Annotated in this window: 17 protein-coding genes and 2 riboswitches; of the genes, 6 read left to right on the top strand and 11 right to left on the bottom strand. The window is 34.4% G+C overall.

The genetic code is table 11. The annotated features are described in order from the left end of the window. Nucleotides 1-63: 63 nt before the first annotated feature. Nucleotides 64-930: an N-acetylmuramoyl-L-alanine amidase gene (locus tag ACZ42G_RS09825; RefSeq protein ID WP_464850289.1), complete on the top strand. Its 867-nt coding sequence runs from the start codon at nucleotides 64-66 to the stop codon at nucleotides 928-930. Nucleotides 931-1,020: 90 nt separating this feature from the next. On the opposite strand, the gene ACZ42G_RS09830 is transcribed toward ACZ42G_RS09825, so the two are convergent. Next, complete coding sequence (locus ACZ42G_RS09830) at nucleotides 1,021-1,743, bottom strand: GGDEF domain-containing protein (protein ID WP_464850290.1); 723 nt, start codon at nucleotides 1,741-1,743, stop codon at nucleotides 1,021-1,023. Nucleotides 1,744-1,845: 102 nt separating this feature from the next. Here ACZ42G_RS09830 and ACZ42G_RS09835 point away from each other — a divergent pair, with 102 nt between their 5' ends. The 5 genes from ACZ42G_RS09835 (at nucleotide 1,846) to gcvPB (ending at nucleotide 6,774) form a co-directional block, all read left to right on the top strand. Then, entirely contained in the window at nucleotides 1,846-2,091 is a 246-nt protein-coding gene (locus ACZ42G_RS09835) for a helix-turn-helix domain-containing protein (RefSeq protein ID WP_045410528.1), read from the top strand. A 131-nt stretch (nucleotides 2,092-2,222) separates the two neighbouring features. Beyond that, a riboswitch (glycine riboswitch) is annotated at nucleotides 2,223-2,323 on the top strand. A 3-nt stretch (nucleotides 2,324-2,326) separates the two neighbouring features. Then, a riboswitch (glycine riboswitch) is annotated at nucleotides 2,327-2,395 on the top strand. Nucleotides 2,396-2,463: 68 nt separating this feature from the next. Further along, the gene (gene gcvT, locus ACZ42G_RS09840; RefSeq protein WP_464850291.1) at nucleotides 2,464-3,564 is read left to right on the top strand and encodes a glycine cleavage system aminomethyltransferase GcvT; all 1,101 of its coding nucleotides are present in this window, start codon (nucleotides 2,464-2,466) and stop codon (nucleotides 3,562-3,564) included. Nucleotides 3,565-3,576: 12 nt separating this feature from the next. Further along, the gene (gene gcvH, locus ACZ42G_RS09845; protein ID WP_464850292.1) at nucleotides 3,577-3,951 is read left to right on the top strand and encodes a glycine cleavage system protein GcvH; all 375 of its coding nucleotides are present in this window, start codon (nucleotides 3,577-3,579) and stop codon (nucleotides 3,949-3,951) included. Nucleotides 3,952-3,980: 29 nt separating this feature from the next. Beyond that, nucleotides 3,981-5,336: an aminomethyl-transferring glycine dehydrogenase subunit GcvPA gene (gcvPA, locus tag ACZ42G_RS09850; protein WP_464850293.1), complete on the top strand. Its 1,356-nt coding sequence runs from the start codon at nucleotides 3,981-3,983 to the stop codon at nucleotides 5,334-5,336. After that, complete coding sequence (gene gcvPB, locus ACZ42G_RS09855; protein WP_464850294.1) at nucleotides 5,323-6,774, top strand: aminomethyl-transferring glycine dehydrogenase subunit GcvPB; 1,452 nt, start codon at nucleotides 5,323-5,325, stop codon at nucleotides 6,772-6,774. The genes gcvPA and gcvPB overlap by 14 nt, the downstream gene beginning before the upstream one ends. Before the next feature lie 20 nt (nucleotides 6,775-6,794). Here gcvPB and ACZ42G_RS09860 read toward each other — a convergent pair whose 3' ends face one another. The 10 genes from ACZ42G_RS09860 to ACZ42G_RS09905 form a co-directional block, all read right to left on the bottom strand. Next, the gene (locus ACZ42G_RS09860; protein ID WP_085113502.1) at nucleotides 6,795-7,238 is read right to left on the bottom strand and encodes an OsmC family protein; all 444 of its coding nucleotides are present in this window, start codon (nucleotides 7,236-7,238) and stop codon (nucleotides 6,795-6,797) included. A 53-nt stretch (nucleotides 7,239-7,291) separates the two neighbouring features. Beyond that, on the bottom strand, nucleotides 7,292-8,956 hold the full coding sequence (gene lpdA, locus ACZ42G_RS09865) for a dihydrolipoyl dehydrogenase (RefSeq protein ID WP_464850296.1): 1,665 nt from the start codon (nucleotides 8,954-8,956) through the stop codon (nucleotides 7,292-7,294). A gap of 147 nt (nucleotides 8,957-9,103) precedes the next feature. Further along, the gene (locus ACZ42G_RS09870) at nucleotides 9,104-10,084 is read right to left on the bottom strand and encodes a lipoate--protein ligase (RefSeq protein ID WP_014759186.1); all 981 of its coding nucleotides are present in this window, start codon (nucleotides 10,082-10,084) and stop codon (nucleotides 9,104-9,106) included. A 218-nt stretch (nucleotides 10,085-10,302) separates the two neighbouring features. Then, nucleotides 10,303-10,914, bottom strand: coding sequence for an ABC transporter permease (locus ACZ42G_RS09875; RefSeq protein WP_464850298.1), 612 nt, complete (start codon nucleotides 10,912-10,914; stop codon nucleotides 10,303-10,305). Then, nucleotides 10,911-11,633: an ABC transporter ATP-binding protein gene (locus ACZ42G_RS09880; protein WP_085113498.1), complete on the bottom strand. Its 723-nt coding sequence runs from the start codon at nucleotides 11,631-11,633 to the stop codon at nucleotides 10,911-10,913. Before ACZ42G_RS09880 ends, ACZ42G_RS09875 begins: the two co-directional genes overlap by 4 nt. A 55-nt stretch (nucleotides 11,634-11,688) precedes the next feature. Beyond that, the gene (locus tag ACZ42G_RS09885) at nucleotides 11,689-12,558 is read right to left on the bottom strand and encodes a hypothetical protein (protein WP_464850300.1); all 870 of its coding nucleotides are present in this window, start codon (nucleotides 12,556-12,558) and stop codon (nucleotides 11,689-11,691) included. 107 nt (nucleotides 12,559-12,665) lie between these two features. Further along, the gene (locus tag ACZ42G_RS09890; RefSeq protein ID WP_274893067.1) at nucleotides 12,666-13,892 is read right to left on the bottom strand and encodes a S1C family serine protease; all 1,227 of its coding nucleotides are present in this window, start codon (nucleotides 13,890-13,892) and stop codon (nucleotides 12,666-12,668) included. Nucleotides 13,893-14,071: 179 nt separating this feature from the next. Next, the gene (locus ACZ42G_RS09895) at nucleotides 14,072-14,815 is read right to left on the bottom strand and encodes an ABC transporter permease (RefSeq protein WP_274893068.1); all 744 of its coding nucleotides are present in this window, start codon (nucleotides 14,813-14,815) and stop codon (nucleotides 14,072-14,074) included. Further along, the gene (locus tag ACZ42G_RS09900; RefSeq protein WP_274894065.1) at nucleotides 14,816-15,541 is read right to left on the bottom strand and encodes an ABC transporter ATP-binding protein; all 726 of its coding nucleotides are present in this window, start codon (nucleotides 15,539-15,541) and stop codon (nucleotides 14,816-14,818) included. It abuts the gene before it with no gap. Between the two features lie 82 nt (nucleotides 15,542-15,623). Continuing rightward, nucleotides 15,624-16,817, bottom strand: coding sequence for an MFS transporter (locus tag ACZ42G_RS09905; protein WP_464850303.1), 1,194 nt, complete (start codon nucleotides 16,815-16,817; stop codon nucleotides 15,624-15,626). Between the last annotated feature and the right edge of the window lie 106 nt (nucleotides 16,818-16,923).

Consider the following 16,923-nt stretch of genomic DNA (forward strand, 5'->3'; position numbering starts at 1 on the left):
ATAATTATATCACAAATGTATCAAATTTATGTCAACAATATAAGAAAGAAGGAGGTCTTTTATTTGAAAAGTATATTGACAAACATCAGGCTTGATACAAAAGCCGCAAATAACTGTATAAAGGAAAATAAAAGTTTAATAGGCTTTGACTTTTATACAGATATTCCGGAATACAGCGTAGAAAAATCGGATGGTGATTATATAATTGTATTTAAAGATGCTTCAATAAATATGCCAGACGGAACATATACAGTTGATGACGGCATCGTCGATAAGGTCATATTGAAGTGCAATGAAAAAAATGTAGATGCCACGATCAAACTGTCCATGGAATCAGATAGCGACATTAAAGTGTCAAATGGAGTACCCGCTAAGATGGATTTCTACGTTGACAGAACACCACTTAAAAAGATTTTATCAGACAAAAAAATCGCACTAAATCCTGTACATAAAAAAACTACTAAAAGCCCTACAAATCTTTTACCTCAAGTGCCAATGAAGGATATCGCAAAAAAGACAAGTGAATTGCTTAATTTGCTATATGCAAAGCCACATATAATAGGAAGCAATTACAGCGACTCATTTGCCATAAATGATGATGTAGAATACGATATTGCAATAAGTTTTGCAACCGAAGCATCTTTAAAAGATGAAAGCGGATTTAAGATATACTACGACGAACAAAATGACAAATCCATAAGGCTTGCTGAAATCCTCAATAAAGCTTTAGAGCGAAAATCTCCATTGAACAATTTGGGAATACATGCAAAAAAATACAAAGATGAATTTTTTGAAATACCTATTGTGACAATTGTACCTGCCATAGAAAACAGCAGATTAGATGATGCACATTTAAGAGACATAGACTACAGAAGCAAAATTGCATTAGCAGTATTTAATGGAATACTGGAGTATTTTAAATCTAATTAATAAAGCAAGTAAAAGCTATAATATAATCTGTATTAAATTTTATTTCTACTCTAAAAACAAGAAAAACCGCCCTGCTAACTCCAGAGCGGTTTAAAATATTCTACTTGATTTTTTCCTATTTTTCTCCTTATACATATTTTTATCTGCCATGATTATCACATTTTCCAGATTGCAAACAGAATTATAATATGCTGTTCCCGCACTTATTTCAATACGAATATCCCCAGTTTTGCATCTTTTGTTGATGCTTTTTCTGATTCTATTTATTACCATTTGTGCTACATACATTTTATTACTTGAAATCAATATAAAGAACTCATCACCTCCGTACCTTATTGCAATATCATCTTTTCGTATACTTTCCTTAATAGACTGTCCAACGATCTTTATAACTTTATCTCCTTCTAAGTGTCCCTTATTGTCATTAATAAACTTAAGATTATCAATATCAATGATGATTAAATAAAATCGTTTATGTAAATTTGCTTCCGATATTTTTATTTTTAATTGCTCCCAATAATTTCTGTTATACAATCCTGTTAAATAATCTCTATATGCATATTTATATAAATTGTCTTGTAATCTAATAAAGGCTAAATAGTACATTGTTTTGTCCAAATTAAATTTATAAACAGTCACTTTATAATATTTAATTTCATAACTAATAGTATTATCAAAAGGAAGATAATCAAATATATGTAATTCAGATAAATGTTCTTCGGCAATAGTTTTATCAACATTGCTATAACAAATGCTACGTTGCTGATTTATTAAAATGCATATTATATCTTCAGATTCAGTAATCTTATCCATTTTCATTCTCCTTTTAAAGTAATTGTGTGCTTTATTAGAACATATATTTATAAAATTTGAGTTAAACTAAAAATGTTCTAATTAAGCACGAAGGTGGTTAATATGAAACTAATACTTGACAATGATAACCGAAATATTATTGGTCCTCGCTTAAAAACCATAAGATTAAAAAATAAATTGACTCAACAACAATTATCTGCAAAATTAGAAACAATAGCTGTATACATAGACAGAGCAAGTATCTCTAAAATTGAGCAACAAAAACGCATCGTTACCGATTTTGAATTACTTGCTTTATCCGAAATACTTAAAGTCAGCCCTAATTGGTTGTTAGGACTTGAAAAATAATTTTGTTCTTTATTAGAACATTATATCATTTGTTTTATCTTTTGTAAATCAATTTTATTTCCATTATATTATATTGAATTAATAAATTTACTGCACTATAATTATAGTAGCGCGAGTTTAATAAAATCCAGATGAGGATGGCGAGAGACACCTTTTAAGGTGGCCGAAGGAGCAATATGAAGTGGGTCACGGCTTCATAAAATCTCTCAGGCAAATTAATCGCTATTTGATGGGACTCTGGAAAGCCGTATGGCACCGATGGGGCAATACCTTTTGGTAGAAACTCTCAGGTCATGATACAGAGGAATATGATGACACTTGTCTTCATATTCCTTTTTTGTTGACAAATTTAATTAGGAAGGGATGAACTGATTGGACAGCTTAAAAAGAACTCCACTTTACGACATCCATAAAAAGTACGGCGCAAAGATGATAGATTTTGCAGGATTTGAAATGCCTGTACAGTACGAAAGCATACTTAAAGAACACGAAGCAGTCAGAAAGAACGCAGGTCTTTTCGATGTATCACACATGGGTGAAATAATTGTAGAAGGTCGTGACTCTGAAAAATTCATAAACTACATGGTTACAAATGACATCACAAAAATTGGTGCAAACCAAGCAATGTATTCTCCTATGTGCTATTCTAATGGCACAACAGTAGACGATTTATTAGTGTACAAATTTTCTTATGAAAAATACATGTTAGTAGTAAATGCCAGCAATATAGATAAGGATTACAAATGGCTATGGGAAAACAAAAATGACTTTGATGTGGAAATAAAAGATGAATCAGGAGAGATCTCAGAGCTTGCTTTGCAAGGGCCAAAATCGCAGGAAATACTTGAGAAAATTACAAATTACGATTTAGACAGTTTAAAATACTACCATTTTGATTACATGGACTTAGACGGGATAAATTGCCTTGTTTCAAGGTCTGGCTACACTGGCGAAGACGGCTTCGAAATATTTTTAAAAAACGAATATGTAGCATTGATGTGGGAAAAAATCTTATCTGTCGGAGAAAATCTTGGCATAAAGCCCGCCGGCTTAGGGGCCAGAGATACGCTGAGATTTGAAGCAGGACTTCCACTATACGGCAATGAACTTTCTGATGACATAACACCATTAGAAGCTGGATTAGGTTCATTTGTTAAACTTGATAAATCGTTTTTAGGAAAAGAAGCTCTTTTAAATCAAAAAGAAGAAGGACTTAAAAGGAAAATAGTGGGATTTGAAATGGCAGATAATGCTATACCGCGCCATGGTTATGATGTTTATGCAGAAGGCGAAAAGATCGGATATGTGACAACCGGATATCTATCGCCTACGCTAAAGAAAAACATAGGTATGGCGTTAATAAATAGTCAATTTACCACTATTGGCAATGAAATAAACATAATAATACGCAACAAGCCATATAAGGCTTTTGTGACAAGCAAAAATTTTTACAAGAAAAATTACAAAAAATAGGAGGTTATTTTTATGAAAATTTTAGAAGGTCTTTATTACTCAAAAAATCACGAATGGGTAAAAGTTGAAGGCGACAAGGCATACGTTGGAATAACTGATTTTGCTCAGCATTCATTAGGCGACATAGTCTACGCAGAACTTCCTGAAATTGATACAGTATTAAATGCAGGAGATACATTAGGCACTGTTGAATCAGTAAAAGCAGCATCTGATGTCTACTGCCCTATAAGCGGCAAAGTAGTTGAAGTAAACCAAGCCGTCGCAGACGATCCATCACTTTTAAACAGCGATCCATACGAAAACTGGATGATTTGCATTGAAATAAATGACAATGGTGAATTAGACCAGCTTATGTCACCGGAAGAATACAGCGATTTTTGCAATTAATCAAAATTTTTCTAAAAGGAGTGGGTATAGTGCACAAATACATCCCAACATCCAATGCCCAACAAAGCGAAATGCTTAAATCTGTGAATGTAAAATCAATCGAAGATTTATTCGTGGACATTCCAGAGGATATAAGGTTAAAGCAGAAGCTTAATGTGGAAGGTCCTATGTCAGAGGCAGAGCTTATAAAAAGCATGAAAGAATTGGCTAAAGATATTAAGACGACAGATGATCTTATTTGTTTCTTAGGTGCAGGCGTATACGATCATTTTATACCATCTGTTGTAAAGCACATAGTATCAAAGCCTGAATTTTATACAGCTTATACGCCGTACCAACCTGAGATAAGTCAAGGTACATTGCAAGCCATATATGAGTATCAGACGATGATATGCAACTTGACTGGTATGGATGTTTCAAACGCATCTATGTACGATGGTGCTACAGCTTTAAGCGAGGCTGCAAAAATGGCCTCCGTTGTTACAAACAGAAAAAAAGTGCTTGTATCATCGTCAGTTAATCCTGAGGCAAAAAAAGTACTTCGTACATACATGAGATTTAGCGATATAGAAATTGTTGAGATAGATGATAAAGAAGGCACGATAGATGTAGATCTTTTAAAATCTTCTATTGACAGCAATACGGCAGCATTCATAGCACAAAATCCGAATTTCTTCGGCATAATAGAAGATTTTGATGATATAGAAAAACTTGTTCATAAAAACGGTTCACTTCTCATCATGTACGTTGAACCTATATCATTGTCTATATTAAAAACTCCTGGCGAAATAGGTGCTGATATAGCGGTTGGTGATGGTCAACCACTTGGAAATAGTCTTAACTTCGGCGGTCCTCACCTGGGATTTTTTGCAACTACGCAAAAATTAATGAGAAAATTGCCAGGTAGGATTATAGGCGAAACAAATGATGTAGATGGAAAAAGAGGGTTTGTATTGACGCTGCAAGCAAGAGAACAGCACATAAGGAGAGAAAAAGCCACATCAAATATTTGCACAAATCACTCACTGAACGCATTGACTGCCGCCGTGTATATGGCAACACTTGGAAAACATGGCATCAAAGAGGTTGCTTCACAGTGCTACAAAAAGGCTCATTATGCATATAATAAGCTACTAAAAACTGGAAAGTTTAAGCCTCTATTTGAAAAGCCATTTTTCATGGAGTTTGCAATTAATTGTGAAAACAACGTGGATGACTTAAATGAACTTCTTTTGTCAAATGGCATAATTGGCGGTTATAACCTTGAAAAAGAGTATAAAAAGTACAAAAATTCAATGCTTATCTGCGTCACTGAAAAAAGGACTAAAGAAGAAATTGATAAGCTTGTGAATGTCATGGGAGGTGCAAGTGATGAGCTACGATAAACTTATATTTGAAGTATCAAAACCAGGCCATACAGCGTACAGCCTTCCACCATTAGATGTAGACGATTTTGAATTAGAAGAATCCATTCCAGACGAACTTTTAAGGCATACAGAGTTAATCCTTCCTGAAGTCAGCGAGGTAGAGCTTGTAAGGCATTATACAAATTTGTCATATAAAAACTACAGCGTCGACGAGGGATTTTATCCATTAGGGTCTTGCACTATGAAGTACAATCCAAAAGTAAATGAAGATATTGCCAGCTTTGAAGCATTTACTGATATACATCCACTGCAAAGTGAAAGCACTGTACAAGGCGCTTTAAAGCTTATGTACAATTTGCAAGAAATGCTAAAAGAAATAACAGGCATGGATGGGATAACGCTTCAGCCTGCTGCAGGAGCTCATGGAGAGCTTACTGGAATGATGATAATTAAATCATACTTCGAAAGCATCGGTGAATACAAAAGAAAAAAAATCTTAGTACCTGATTCTGCCCACGGCACAAATCCAGCCAGCGCCGCGACAGCCGGTTTTGAAGTTGTAGAAGTAAAATCCGGGCATGATGGCCTTATAGACATAGATTCATTAAAATCAATGCTTAACGATGATGTGGCAGGGTTAATGCTTACAAATCCAAATACTCTCGGCCTTTTTGAAAAAAACATCATAGAAATAGCTAAGCTAGTTCATGATGCTGGAGGCCTTCTGTACTATGACGGAGCAAACATGAATGCCAACATGGGTATAACAAGACCAGGTGACATGGGATTTGACGTGGTCCACATAAATCTCCATAAGACTTTTGCCACACCACACGGTGGAGGCGGGCCTGGAAGCGGACCAGTGGGAGTTAAAGGCAATCTTGTAGATTTTCTGCCTGTACCTGTAGTTGAAAAAAACAATGATAAATATTATTTTAAGTATGATTTACCGCATACAATAGGAAGAGTAAGGAGTTTTTACGGCAATTTCAACGTACTTGTCAAAGCGTACGCATATATATTGACTATGGGTGCTGAAGGACTTAAGTTTGCCAGTGAAATGGCTGTTTTAAATGCAAACTATCTTAAAGAAAAGCTTAAAAGCCACTATGATCTTCCATATGATACAATATGCAAACACGAATTTGTCTTAAGTGGCCTCAAGAATAAAGAAACTGGCATAACAACGCTCGATGTGGCAAAAAGATTGATAGATTATGGATTCCATCCTCCTACTATCTACTTCCCTCTCATAGTTGACAGCGCACTAATGATTGAACCGACTGAGACCGAAAGCAAAGAGACTTTAGATGAGTTCATAGATGCGATGAAATCAATCGCTAAAGAAGCAGAAGAAAACCCAGAAATATTAAAGACAGCACCTCACAATACGCCTGTAAGAAGGCTTGATGAAGTAAAAGCAGCAAGAAATCCAATAGTAAAAGCCAGTGTCTAATGACACCGGCTTTTATAATATTATTCTACAACAACGTCTGACAAAACTAACTTTACAGGATTCGCTATAGAATCACCTACTGGGCATGTTTTTTCAATAAACTTTGCAAACTCCTCTGCTTTTTCTTTTGAAGCATCTGTCTTAATGTGCATCTTAAATCTTATCTCTTGGAAGCCTGGTCTTACGTCGGATTTTCCCATGAAGCCATCCAAATCAATATCGCCTTCTAGTTCTACCCAGAAGTCTTGAAGATTTATGCCTTTTGCCTTTGCAAAAGCTGATGCTACAATGGTTTGGCAAGAGCCCAAAGCACAAAGCAATGCCTCTACAGGATTCATTCCTTTATTTGTACCGCCCATTTCTTTCGGCTCGTCTAAAACCATCTTAAAGCCTCTTACTTCGCTTTCCACTGCCAATCCTTCCGGCAATTTTTTAGAAACCGCCTTAAAAGTTTCCACTGCCATTTTAATTACCTCCTTATTTATTTCAAAGCTTTTATATAAGCTTTGATCGCTATTTACACTTTATGTATCGATTCTTTAAAAATGTCTTTTACTGCCTCCATTATAGTCTCACTTCTGGTAGGATGAGTGTATATGGCTTTCTTAAGATCATCTGCCTTTGCACCACTTTGACATGAAGTAGATAATATCTGAGCAATTTCAGATGCATCGCTTCCCACAACCCATGCTCCCAAGACATCTCCATCTTCGGAAGATATGATCTTGGCAAAACCTTTTGTTTCACCGTACGTTTTTGCTCTGCCATTAGCTGCAAAGTAAAATTTACCCACTTTTACATTTCCAAATTTGCTCTTAGCCTCTTCCTCCGTATAGCCGAAATAACCTATCTCCGGCTCTGTAAATACAGCAGCAGGTATTTTCATATAATCGAGAGCAACATTGCCTCCAAAAATATTGTCAACTGCTGCTTCTCCTTGCGCTGATGCCACATGTGCCAGCATCATTTTGTTTGTAACATCGCCAATGGCGTATACATTATCAATATTCGTCCTTAAGTATTCGTCGACTTTTATAGCTTTTCCATCGAATTCTAAAAGTTCTGAAATTGGCCCTACATCTGTATTTAGTTTTCTTCCAATGGAAATAAACACTTTGTCAGCATATATACATTTTGTCCCACCATCTTTTTCTATCGTTACAATGCTTCCACCGTTTTCTTCTTCTAAAATCTTTTCGACCTTAGAAGATGTGTAAATCTTCATACCACGCTTCTGCGCCTCAGACTTTATTAAATTGCTTACTTCTTTATCAAGTTGAGGAAGAAGTCTTGGCATCATCTCAACGATAGATACTTTTACTCCAAATTGGTTCATTATAAAGGCAAACTCCATGCCAATTACACCACCACCTATTATGCACATGCTGTCAGGCAATGATGTAATCTCCAAAATGTCGTTGCTATTTATGACGTTCTTTGATTTAATGCCTTCAATAGGCAATTCTTGCGGATTAGAACCAGTTGCTATTATTATGTTTTTCGCCTTTATCTTATTTTCTCCAAATAATATGTTTTTATCTTTGTCTATTTTTGCTTCTTCAGAATACAAATCAACACCATTGGCTTTAAGCAATGCTTTTATGCCAGATACAAGCTCGTTTACTATACTATCCTTTCTTTCAACCACTTTTTTGTAATCAAAAGATTTTACATCTACACTAAGGCCAAATTCATCTGCCCTTTTTATAATGTCATAAACTTCTGCAACTCTTGCGTAAGCTTTTGTGGGTATACAGCCTCTATTAAGACAAGTACCGCCCACTTTATCTTTTTCGAAAAGTGCCACTTTTGCACCTTTTTTTGCAGCTTTTATAGCAGCCACATAACCTCCAGGGCCGCCACCTATGACAGCCAAATCATAATCATTTACTTCACTATAAAATGTATCTGCATCACCTGAAATTGACTTTTGAGAAACTTCTTCAGATTCTGATATCAACGAAATGACATCTCCTGATTTTACTGTACTACCGGCAGGAAAAATAATCTTAGAAATTATGCCATCATATTCTGAATACACTTCAAAATTCATTTTACCAACCGATATATCGCATAAAGAAGTTCCTTTTTTAACAAATTGCCCTTCGCTAATATACCATTTAGTTATTTTGCCCTCATTAATAGTATCAGACAAAACAGGTACCTTAACTTCTAACTCCATAAGGTACACCTCCAATTTTAATCACTATTCACTAAATTATTATTGCTTGAATTAAAATCATTAAACAGGTTAATTATTTGACAACTCACTCTAACCATATTTTAGTACTATTTAGGCAATAATTCAATATTTTGAACATAATTTTGATTAAAACATGACCTCAAGCAAATTCTCTAATGTTATGTTTGAAAAATATTCTCCAATATCTATTGATGATAACACATCTTTCACATCATTCTCAGAATGCTTTACACCTTTTAGCATTTCCTCTACATCTTTTACATCCTTTTTCCCAAAAAAATCTCCGTATATCTTTATGTCTTTTATTATTCCATCAGACACGTTCAAATCCACTTCTACTGTGCCACCCGAGAATTTCTTTTCATTTTTTAAATTGTAATCTGGAGACATGCCAAAATTCCATTCCCAAGTGCTATACTTTTCATTTTTAAGTTTTTCTATATTTCTTATATCTTCGTCTGTGAATTCATAAAGCCCACTTCCACCTGTAGTTAACCTTATATCATCCATTATAAGGTTAATAAATTCTTCTATATCTATAGGCTTTTCCAAATGTTCGTTTATATTCGTCACTCTTTTAGATACAGATTTCACACCTTTGTCTTCAAATTTTATAGGCCGTACCTTTAATGCTGCTGATAAATCTGCCATATTTGACGACACCAGCAGTGTTCCATGATGAAGTATCCTATTTTTATAATAATACTGCGCATTACCTGAAATTTTCTTGCCATCGATTGTTATATCATTTCTGCCAGAAAATTCAGCATTTAAAGATAGCTTTCGCAGTACATCAATAATAGGCTGTGTAAATCTTCTAAAATCATTAAATCCATTCAAATCATCGTTTACAATAAAGGTGAAGTTAACATTGCCTAAATCGTGAAACACTGCTCCACCTCCAGACAGCCTTCTCACAACCGGTATATTGTACTCTTTAACATAATCAAGGTTAATCTCCGCCAAAGCATTCTGATTTTTTCCTATTATTATGCTTGGCCTATTTCTCCAAAGCATAAAACATTCATCGCTAAATTGCTTTAGCACATATTCTTCTGCTGCTAAATTGAAATAAGGATCTGTGATTTTGTTGTAGATATAAATCATAGTGTACACCCTTTCCAAAAATTAAACTATTCCTATTAAAGTATATCATTTAAAACAATAAAGGCCAATAATATACTAAGCTTTATATGAATTCAATATTGTCTCTTATCGAAAAGCCAAAAACTTATGGCAAAAAATATTAAGCTATATGCTAAAAATAATACAATGATATTTAACACATTAAAGACTGGTATTACTGAGCCAATAAATAGTAGATACTAACTTGTATACGATGTAAATGATAAAGGATATGTTTTAGGGAAAATAACAATTACTACATAGATGGTAATATAAGTTAATACAGAAATCATCACCGTGCCAGATGTACTTCTCGATATCTGTGAAATTGTAATAGCAAAAAATATTATTGGAATCAATGGAAAAACTGACAATATATATGCTACTATAGTAGAACCTATACTAATTGACATGAAAGAGTTTAAAATTATTCCACATGCAAGGCTTGAGATAAATCCCAAAAGCAATATCATACATGAGTATATTAATATCGCCATAAATTTTGAAATGTATATTCTGATACGGCTTACGGGTCTTGTCAGGATCGCTTTTATAGTGCCATTTTCTTGCTCTGATGTAAACACATCAGCAGTAACCATAAAGACGATCAACGGCAAAATAAAAGTAACTAATACAGATAAAACTGTCATTGGAAAATTCGATATATAAAGGCCTATTAGTCCATTTACAAATTTACCAATCAACGCAAATGCAATAGACATAAAAAATATAAACATAAGTAAAAGCAAATATTTTTTTCTGTACAGAATCTTTATCAACTCATTAAGCAAATCTTTTTTTATCTTTATCATTGCAATCCTCCATCCGTTTTATTTATGGTTTCCATAAAATACGCTTCAAGACTTCCTTTTTTTAATGCTTCTTCCATTGTAGCAACGCTTAATAAACGACCTTCCTTCATGACAGCGATCTTATTGCACATAATTTCTAATTCATGTGCTAAATGGCTTGATATTAAAAATGTAGTTCCTTTTTCTCTATTTTCATTCATTATAATTTTTCTTATGGATACCATTCCTTCTATATCTAATCCATTGGCTGGTTCATCAAGTATGACAAGCTTTGGGTTCGATATAAGCGCCAAAGCCAACCCTAACCTTTGCTTCATTCCAAGCGAAAACTCTTTTACTTTTTCATTTTGAAATTTTACCAATCCGGTGATGTTCAGCATCTCTTCAATTCTATAATCATCAATGTCATCATAGTAAGATGCAGCGATTTCTAAATTTTTCCTGGCACTCAAAAAATCGTACAATGCTGGTGCTTCAATTAAACACCCTACATCCCTCAGATACTTCTCCTGAATATCATCTATTTTATTTGAAAAGATCTCTACGCTTCCACTATCAGGTTTCATAAGGCCTACTATAATTTTCATTGTGGTTGTCTTGCCAGAACCATTTGGACCAAGCAATCCGAAAATATCCCCATCGTCAACACTAAAAGAAATCGAATTGATTCCTCTCCCATTGTGATATCTTTTCGTTAAGTTATCAACTTTCAAAACCATCGCATTCCCTCCAAAATAAAAAAGTGGCACAACAGGCCACTCTTTTATAAATTATTTAGTGTATACCATGAAATCTTCCAGCATTATTTACAGTAATTACTTGCTTTCCAGTAGTATCAATCGTATCAATTTTTGTATTGCCTACATTGCTGATGTTTGCATCTACTGTCAAATTTATATTGTGCACATTGCCACTGGTATCGGTGCCTGAAATTGCAATGTTAAATTCGTTGCTTTTTAATAAATTGCCATCAACAGTAGCTGTCAATCCTATTGATTTAACATCGATGTTGCTAAGGGTCGGAATCAGGTTCATTATGTTTTTCATGCTTGCCATACCATTGTTTGATATTTCTGCACTGCTGTGATTTTTAATTCTATCCATATTCTCTGCCATAGCTGAAATAGCTAATTTAGCAAGTTCTGGAATTTGTGATCCTTGTAAATTTACACTGATTGTCTGTCCATTCTCAATGAAATCATTTTTTACATTGCCAACCAGAGTATCTGCCAAAACTTCCGCTAATTTAACAGTACTACTGGAGCTTGTCAAATTCTCCATCTTGTCAAATCTCTTTCCACTCATGCTGTAGTACTTTCCATTAACTTCTGTTATCAAGTTGCCGTTATCATAACTGCTTTCAAAGTCGTTAGTTAAGCCCATAATATTTAGACTTGTTTTAGTAGAAAAATTGCCATTGTCAATTTTTTTAGTGGTAGTTCCTGTTAAAACTGTATTACCATTATCTGTAACTGTAAATTGCGCATCAATAGTTGAATTTTTAGCCAGCAAAGTTGAAACTACAGCATTTTTGTATGTTTCGTACCCAGAACCGGACGATGCAAAAGCCATTAAGCTGTAAGTCAATAGCATTGTGCCAACCACTAAAGCTACAATCGCAATTTTTAGTCCTTTCTTTTTCATAATATTATCTCCTTTTTATAAATTTGTTTACATACATTATAGTTCTCATTTTTACCATTATCAATGACTGTAGCGATTTTTAATGATCTTTTAATAAAATAATTCTATTATTGCCCATTTGAGCCTGAAAGTTTCACATTAACTGTAAGTGTTTGACCGTTTCTCCAAATTGTCACGCTTATCACATCACCAACATTGTGTTTATTTAAAATATTTTCAAGTTGATTAAATGTGGTTACATTATTTCCATCTACAGCGGTTATTATATCACCTGCTTGAAGGCCTGCAGCATCAGCACCGCTTCCTTGCTGCACTTGTGCAATATAAAGTCCTACCGGTATATTGTATTGATTTGCTTGCTGCTGCGTTATTTGTTGCACACTTACACCTATAACAGGTCTTTCAATATATCCCTTTTGAATAAGCTCTTCAATTATAGGTTTTGCCTCGTTTATAGGTATCGCAAAACCCATTCCTTCAAGCGGCACACTTTGGCTTTGAAATAGTCCAAAAGGATCCCCAGAACTTGAACCGCCAGTTGATGTAAGCTTTATGCTTGTTATTCCTATCACTTCACCGATGCTATTTACAAGAGGTCCTCCACTGTTTCCTGGATTTATCGCAGCATCTGTCTGGATAAGATTTACCGGACCATAATCACTTTGCAAATTTCGATTTAAACCGCTTATGATACCTGCTGTCGCAGTTCCAGCAAAGCTGTCACCCAATGGATTTCCTATAGCTACTGCTAATTCTCCTACTTCAAGCTTTGATGAATCTCCTAATTTTGCAGGTGTCAAATTTGTAGCATTTATCTTTAAAACCGCAAGATCTGTCCTTGAATCTTTACCTACCAATTGTGCAGGAAATTTCCTTCCGTCAGACAAGTTTACGGTTATCTTTGATGCGCCTTCCACAACATGATCATTTGTGACAATGTGACCTTCCGAATCTATGATTATTCCAGAGCCGCTTCCTTCCTCAACGTAAGAATTGCCACCGTATCCATAAGCCCCATAACCATTAATATATGTATCTATACCGACAACAGATGGGCTTACAGCCTTTACAATGTTTGTAATCAAGTTAAAATTGTTGTTGTCAGATGAAAGCGGTAAATACCTATTCACAACTTGAGTATTGCCTGTATCAACGTATTTAACAATTCCAGCTCCTAAAGCACCACCAGCCAATGCAGCAACAAGTGCTACAGCTACAAATGACATAAACATTTTTCTTCTATATCTTTTAACCATCTTGCCTAAACTTTTCTTATCATTTTTTGGATTGACCTCAGGAAGCCTGTAATTTTCAAAACCATTGTTGAATTCCATTTATACCAACCTCCTTACAATTTTTTCTTTTCATGATTATATTATAAATAACATTTTTTAAGAATTTGTGAATACTTTGTAAATATTTTTTTACGTTTTAAAAAAATAATACTATCCTTATATAGGATAGCTTAATTTTATGTACTATGAGCACGTTAAAAGTTAAATATAGATATATTTTATATCAATTGATAGTTTTTTGTAAAAAATTGGGTATATGATAAAAGTGCAACTGTAAAACACGCTATTGCTGTAGTAGACGTCATCATAAATGTAACCATCATTTGGTATTTTACTGCATTTACAGGATCGACGCCACCAAGAATAAGGCCTGTCATCATGCCTGGTAACTGCACAATTCCAAGTATTTTCATGCTGTCTATCGTAGGCATCATTCCTGTTTTAATAGCTATTTTTAATATTTTTTGTGATGCTTGTCTTGAATTGGCTCCCAAAGCAAGGTACGTTTCAATTTCGTGTCTTCTGTTTTTTACCTCGTCTTTAAGCCTTGACACTGTCAAGCCTGATGAAACCATTGCATTTCCTATTATCATCCCAGATACAGGAATCACTTCCTGCGGTCTAAAATGGATGCTACCAAATAATATAAGTGCTGTAAGTGTTATAGCAGCACCAAATGCAATAGATATCGTTATAAAATAAAACACATATGGTATTCCCTTTCCCCTTTTGGCTGCATTGTTTCCCGCCACAATAGTCATTAAAATAACCATTGCAAGTGTAAAAAATATATTATTTGCTCTAAAAATATAATGAAGAATATATCCAACAATCGTCAGTTGTACAATTGCTCTTATAGAACCAATAATAACTTCTTTTTCAACCCCAAGTTTCTGATAATATGAAATGAAAATTGATACTAATACGAGACTTGATGACAATATAAGCGACAAAACGCTCATTTAATCCCCCTCCTTTGTCAATTTTCCATTAATAAAAAGCCTTGTCACATCATTTTTGGGATTTGAGAAAAAATCTTTCGTATTTCCATATTCAATCAGTTTACCATTGTTAATGAAAATGGTAAAGTCTCCAACACGCTTCGCTTGTTCCATGTTGTGCGTAATCCAAATAATTGTAAGATTTAATTTGTTTTTTAACTCCATGACAAGATCCTCAATCACTTGTGTAGATGCTGGATCAAGTGCAGACGTAGGTTCATCTAACAGTAATACTGTAGGCTCATTTGCAAGTGTTCTTGCTATTGAAACTCTCTGTGCTTCACCACCAGATAAGTCATCAACTTTTCTTTTTCTATAATTTTTATCAAGCCCAACTATACTCAAGTAATATTCAACATCAATATTTTTCTTTCCTTTAAGCATAGGTCCGTATTTAATATTGTCCTCAACAGTTCCTTCAAAAAGATATGGCTGCTGAAAAACCATCCCAATCTTTCGCCTAAGTTCTATTACGTCGTAATCCTTTATGTCTCTCTCATTTATCAATATTTTCCCTTCAGTTGGATCGATAAGCCTATTTATTAATTTTATAAAAGTAGACTTGCCAGCGCCAGACGGCCCTATTATTGTATATATATAACCTAAAGAAATTTCCATTGATATATCTTTCAATATTACATCATCATGATCCTTAAAACCTACATCAATGAACTTTATTTTTTTCATTTCACACAAATGTATCCTCCTCGTATAATTATTATTAAAGGAAATAAATTTGTCTCACACATCTTTTGAAAAATACCCTCTCTTACACCTCTGATTCTTTATTTCCCTGAAATCGACTTAAACTTAGTATAACTGCAATTAAAGCCGCAGAGGTAAGTCCAAGAACACCGCCAAACCAAAATGGCGCATCTGGACTTATATGTACCCACATAGCTCCAGCTATAATAGATGCCAACAATAATCCTATACCTTGCATCATACCATAGATACCCAATACTGTACCTTTATATTTATCAGGGGAAACTTCGGCCACAAATGCCCGCTCAGCACCGCTTATAAATGCTGTATAAGCTCCATAAAATATAAATAAAAGAAAAATCACGGTTTTTGAACTAAGCACTGCAAACCCCAAATAGACAAGTCCATAAATAACATAACCAGAAACCAAAATCAATCTCCTCCCAAATTTATCTGACAACTTTCCGGAAGGGATGGCAAGTAGTGACGTGGAAACATTAAATACGAGATAAAGAAGCATTACATATGGAGAAGAAAAGCCCAAATTTTGTGCTTTCAAAAGTAGAAAAGTATTTGATGAATTCCCAAGGTTAAAAATAAATATGACAGCCAGATAAAGTTTTAATTTTAAGCTTAAATTTAAATTTTTGAACGTCAATTTTTCACTTTTTTGTTTCTTACTTTTATCCTCTTTGATAAATGGAATAATCATAATGCCAAGAATAGCAGGTATAATCGACCACATAAATGCTACCCTATACTTTAGCCCAATTGTTACTATGATAAAAGCAATAAAAGCACCTACAGATGATCCAGCCATATCAAGCATTTTATGGAGTCCATAAGATCCGCCAAGTTTATCCTTTTCACTAGACTGCGCAATAAGAGCATCCCGCGGTGCAGTACGGATGCCTTTTCCTGTGCGATCTATAATTCGCGCTATCAAAACACCTATCCATGATCCTGCTAAAAGAAGAAGTATTTTATAGATAGCCGAAGCTGCATATCCTATAAAAGTCAGCACTTTCTTGTTTTTGTATTTATCACCTATGTAACCGCTAAAGACCTTTAAAATCGATGCTATGCTTTCAGCAATACCTTCGATAATTCCTACAATTGCTGGCGAAGCCCCAAGTGTTGCCGTCAGGAAAAGAGGGACTATCGGATACACCATTTCTGTACTCATATCAATTAGCAAACTTACCATGCCAATCAGTACAATATTTGATACAACAACTTCTTTTTTTGAATTTGTCATGATCGATTGACTCCTCCTAAAAATTTCTCATTTTGCATGAAATAATAAAAGCTATATTGAAACTTGTTAAGATAATTTTAAATCAAATTAAAGTAATTTTGCAAAT

The sequence above is a fragment of the Thermoanaerobacterium calidifontis genome (assembly GCF_055381745.1).

Excerpts from the sequence above, each read along its gene's own strand:
- ACZ42G_RS09830 (WP_464850290.1), bottom strand. The coding sequence starts at position 1,743 with ATGGATAAGATTACTGAATCTGAAGATATAATATGCATTTTAATAAAT.
- ACZ42G_RS09835 (WP_045410528.1), top strand. The coding sequence starts at position 1,846 with ATGAAACTAATACTTGACAATGATAACCGAAATATTATTGGTCCTCGC.
- gcvH (WP_464850292.1), top strand. The coding sequence starts at position 3,577 with ATGAAAATTTTAGAAGGTCTTTATTACTCAAAAAATCACGAATGGGTA.
- gcvPB (WP_464850294.1), top strand. The coding sequence starts at position 5,323 with ATGAGCTACGATAAACTTATATTTGAAGTATCAAAACCAGGCCATACA.
- ACZ42G_RS09860 (WP_085113502.1), bottom strand. The coding sequence starts at position 7,238 with ATGGCAGTGGAAACTTTTAAGGCGGTTTCTAAAAAATTGCCGGAAGGA.
- lpdA (WP_464850296.1), bottom strand. The coding sequence starts at position 8,956 with ATGGAGTTAGAAGTTAAGGTACCTGTTTTGTCTGATACTATTAATGAG.
- ACZ42G_RS09870 (WP_014759186.1), bottom strand. The coding sequence starts at position 10,084 with ATGATTTATATCTACAACAAAATCACAGATCCTTATTTCAATTTAGCA.
- ACZ42G_RS09875 (WP_464850298.1), bottom strand. The coding sequence starts at position 10,914 with ATGATAAAGATAAAAAAAGATTTGCTTAATGAGTTGATAAAGATTCTG.
- ACZ42G_RS09880 (WP_085113498.1), bottom strand. The coding sequence starts at position 11,633 with ATGGTTTTGAAAGTTGATAACTTAACGAAAAGATATCACAATGGGAGA.
- ACZ42G_RS09885 (WP_464850300.1), bottom strand. The coding sequence starts at position 12,558 with ATGAAAAAGAAAGGACTAAAAATTGCGATTGTAGCTTTAGTGGTTGGC.
- ACZ42G_RS09890 (WP_274893067.1), bottom strand. The coding sequence starts at position 13,892 with ATGGAATTCAACAATGGTTTTGAAAATTACAGGCTTCCTGAGGTCAAT.
- ACZ42G_RS09895 (WP_274893068.1), bottom strand. The coding sequence starts at position 14,815 with ATGAGCGTTTTGTCGCTTATATTGTCATCAAGTCTCGTATTAGTATCA.
- ACZ42G_RS09900 (WP_274894065.1), bottom strand. The coding sequence starts at position 15,541 with ATGAAAAAAATAAAGTTCATTGATGTAGGTTTTAAGGATCATGATGAT.
- ACZ42G_RS09905 (WP_464850303.1), bottom strand. The coding sequence starts at position 16,817 with ATGACAAATTCAAAAAAAGAAGTTGTTGTATCAAATATTGTACTGATT.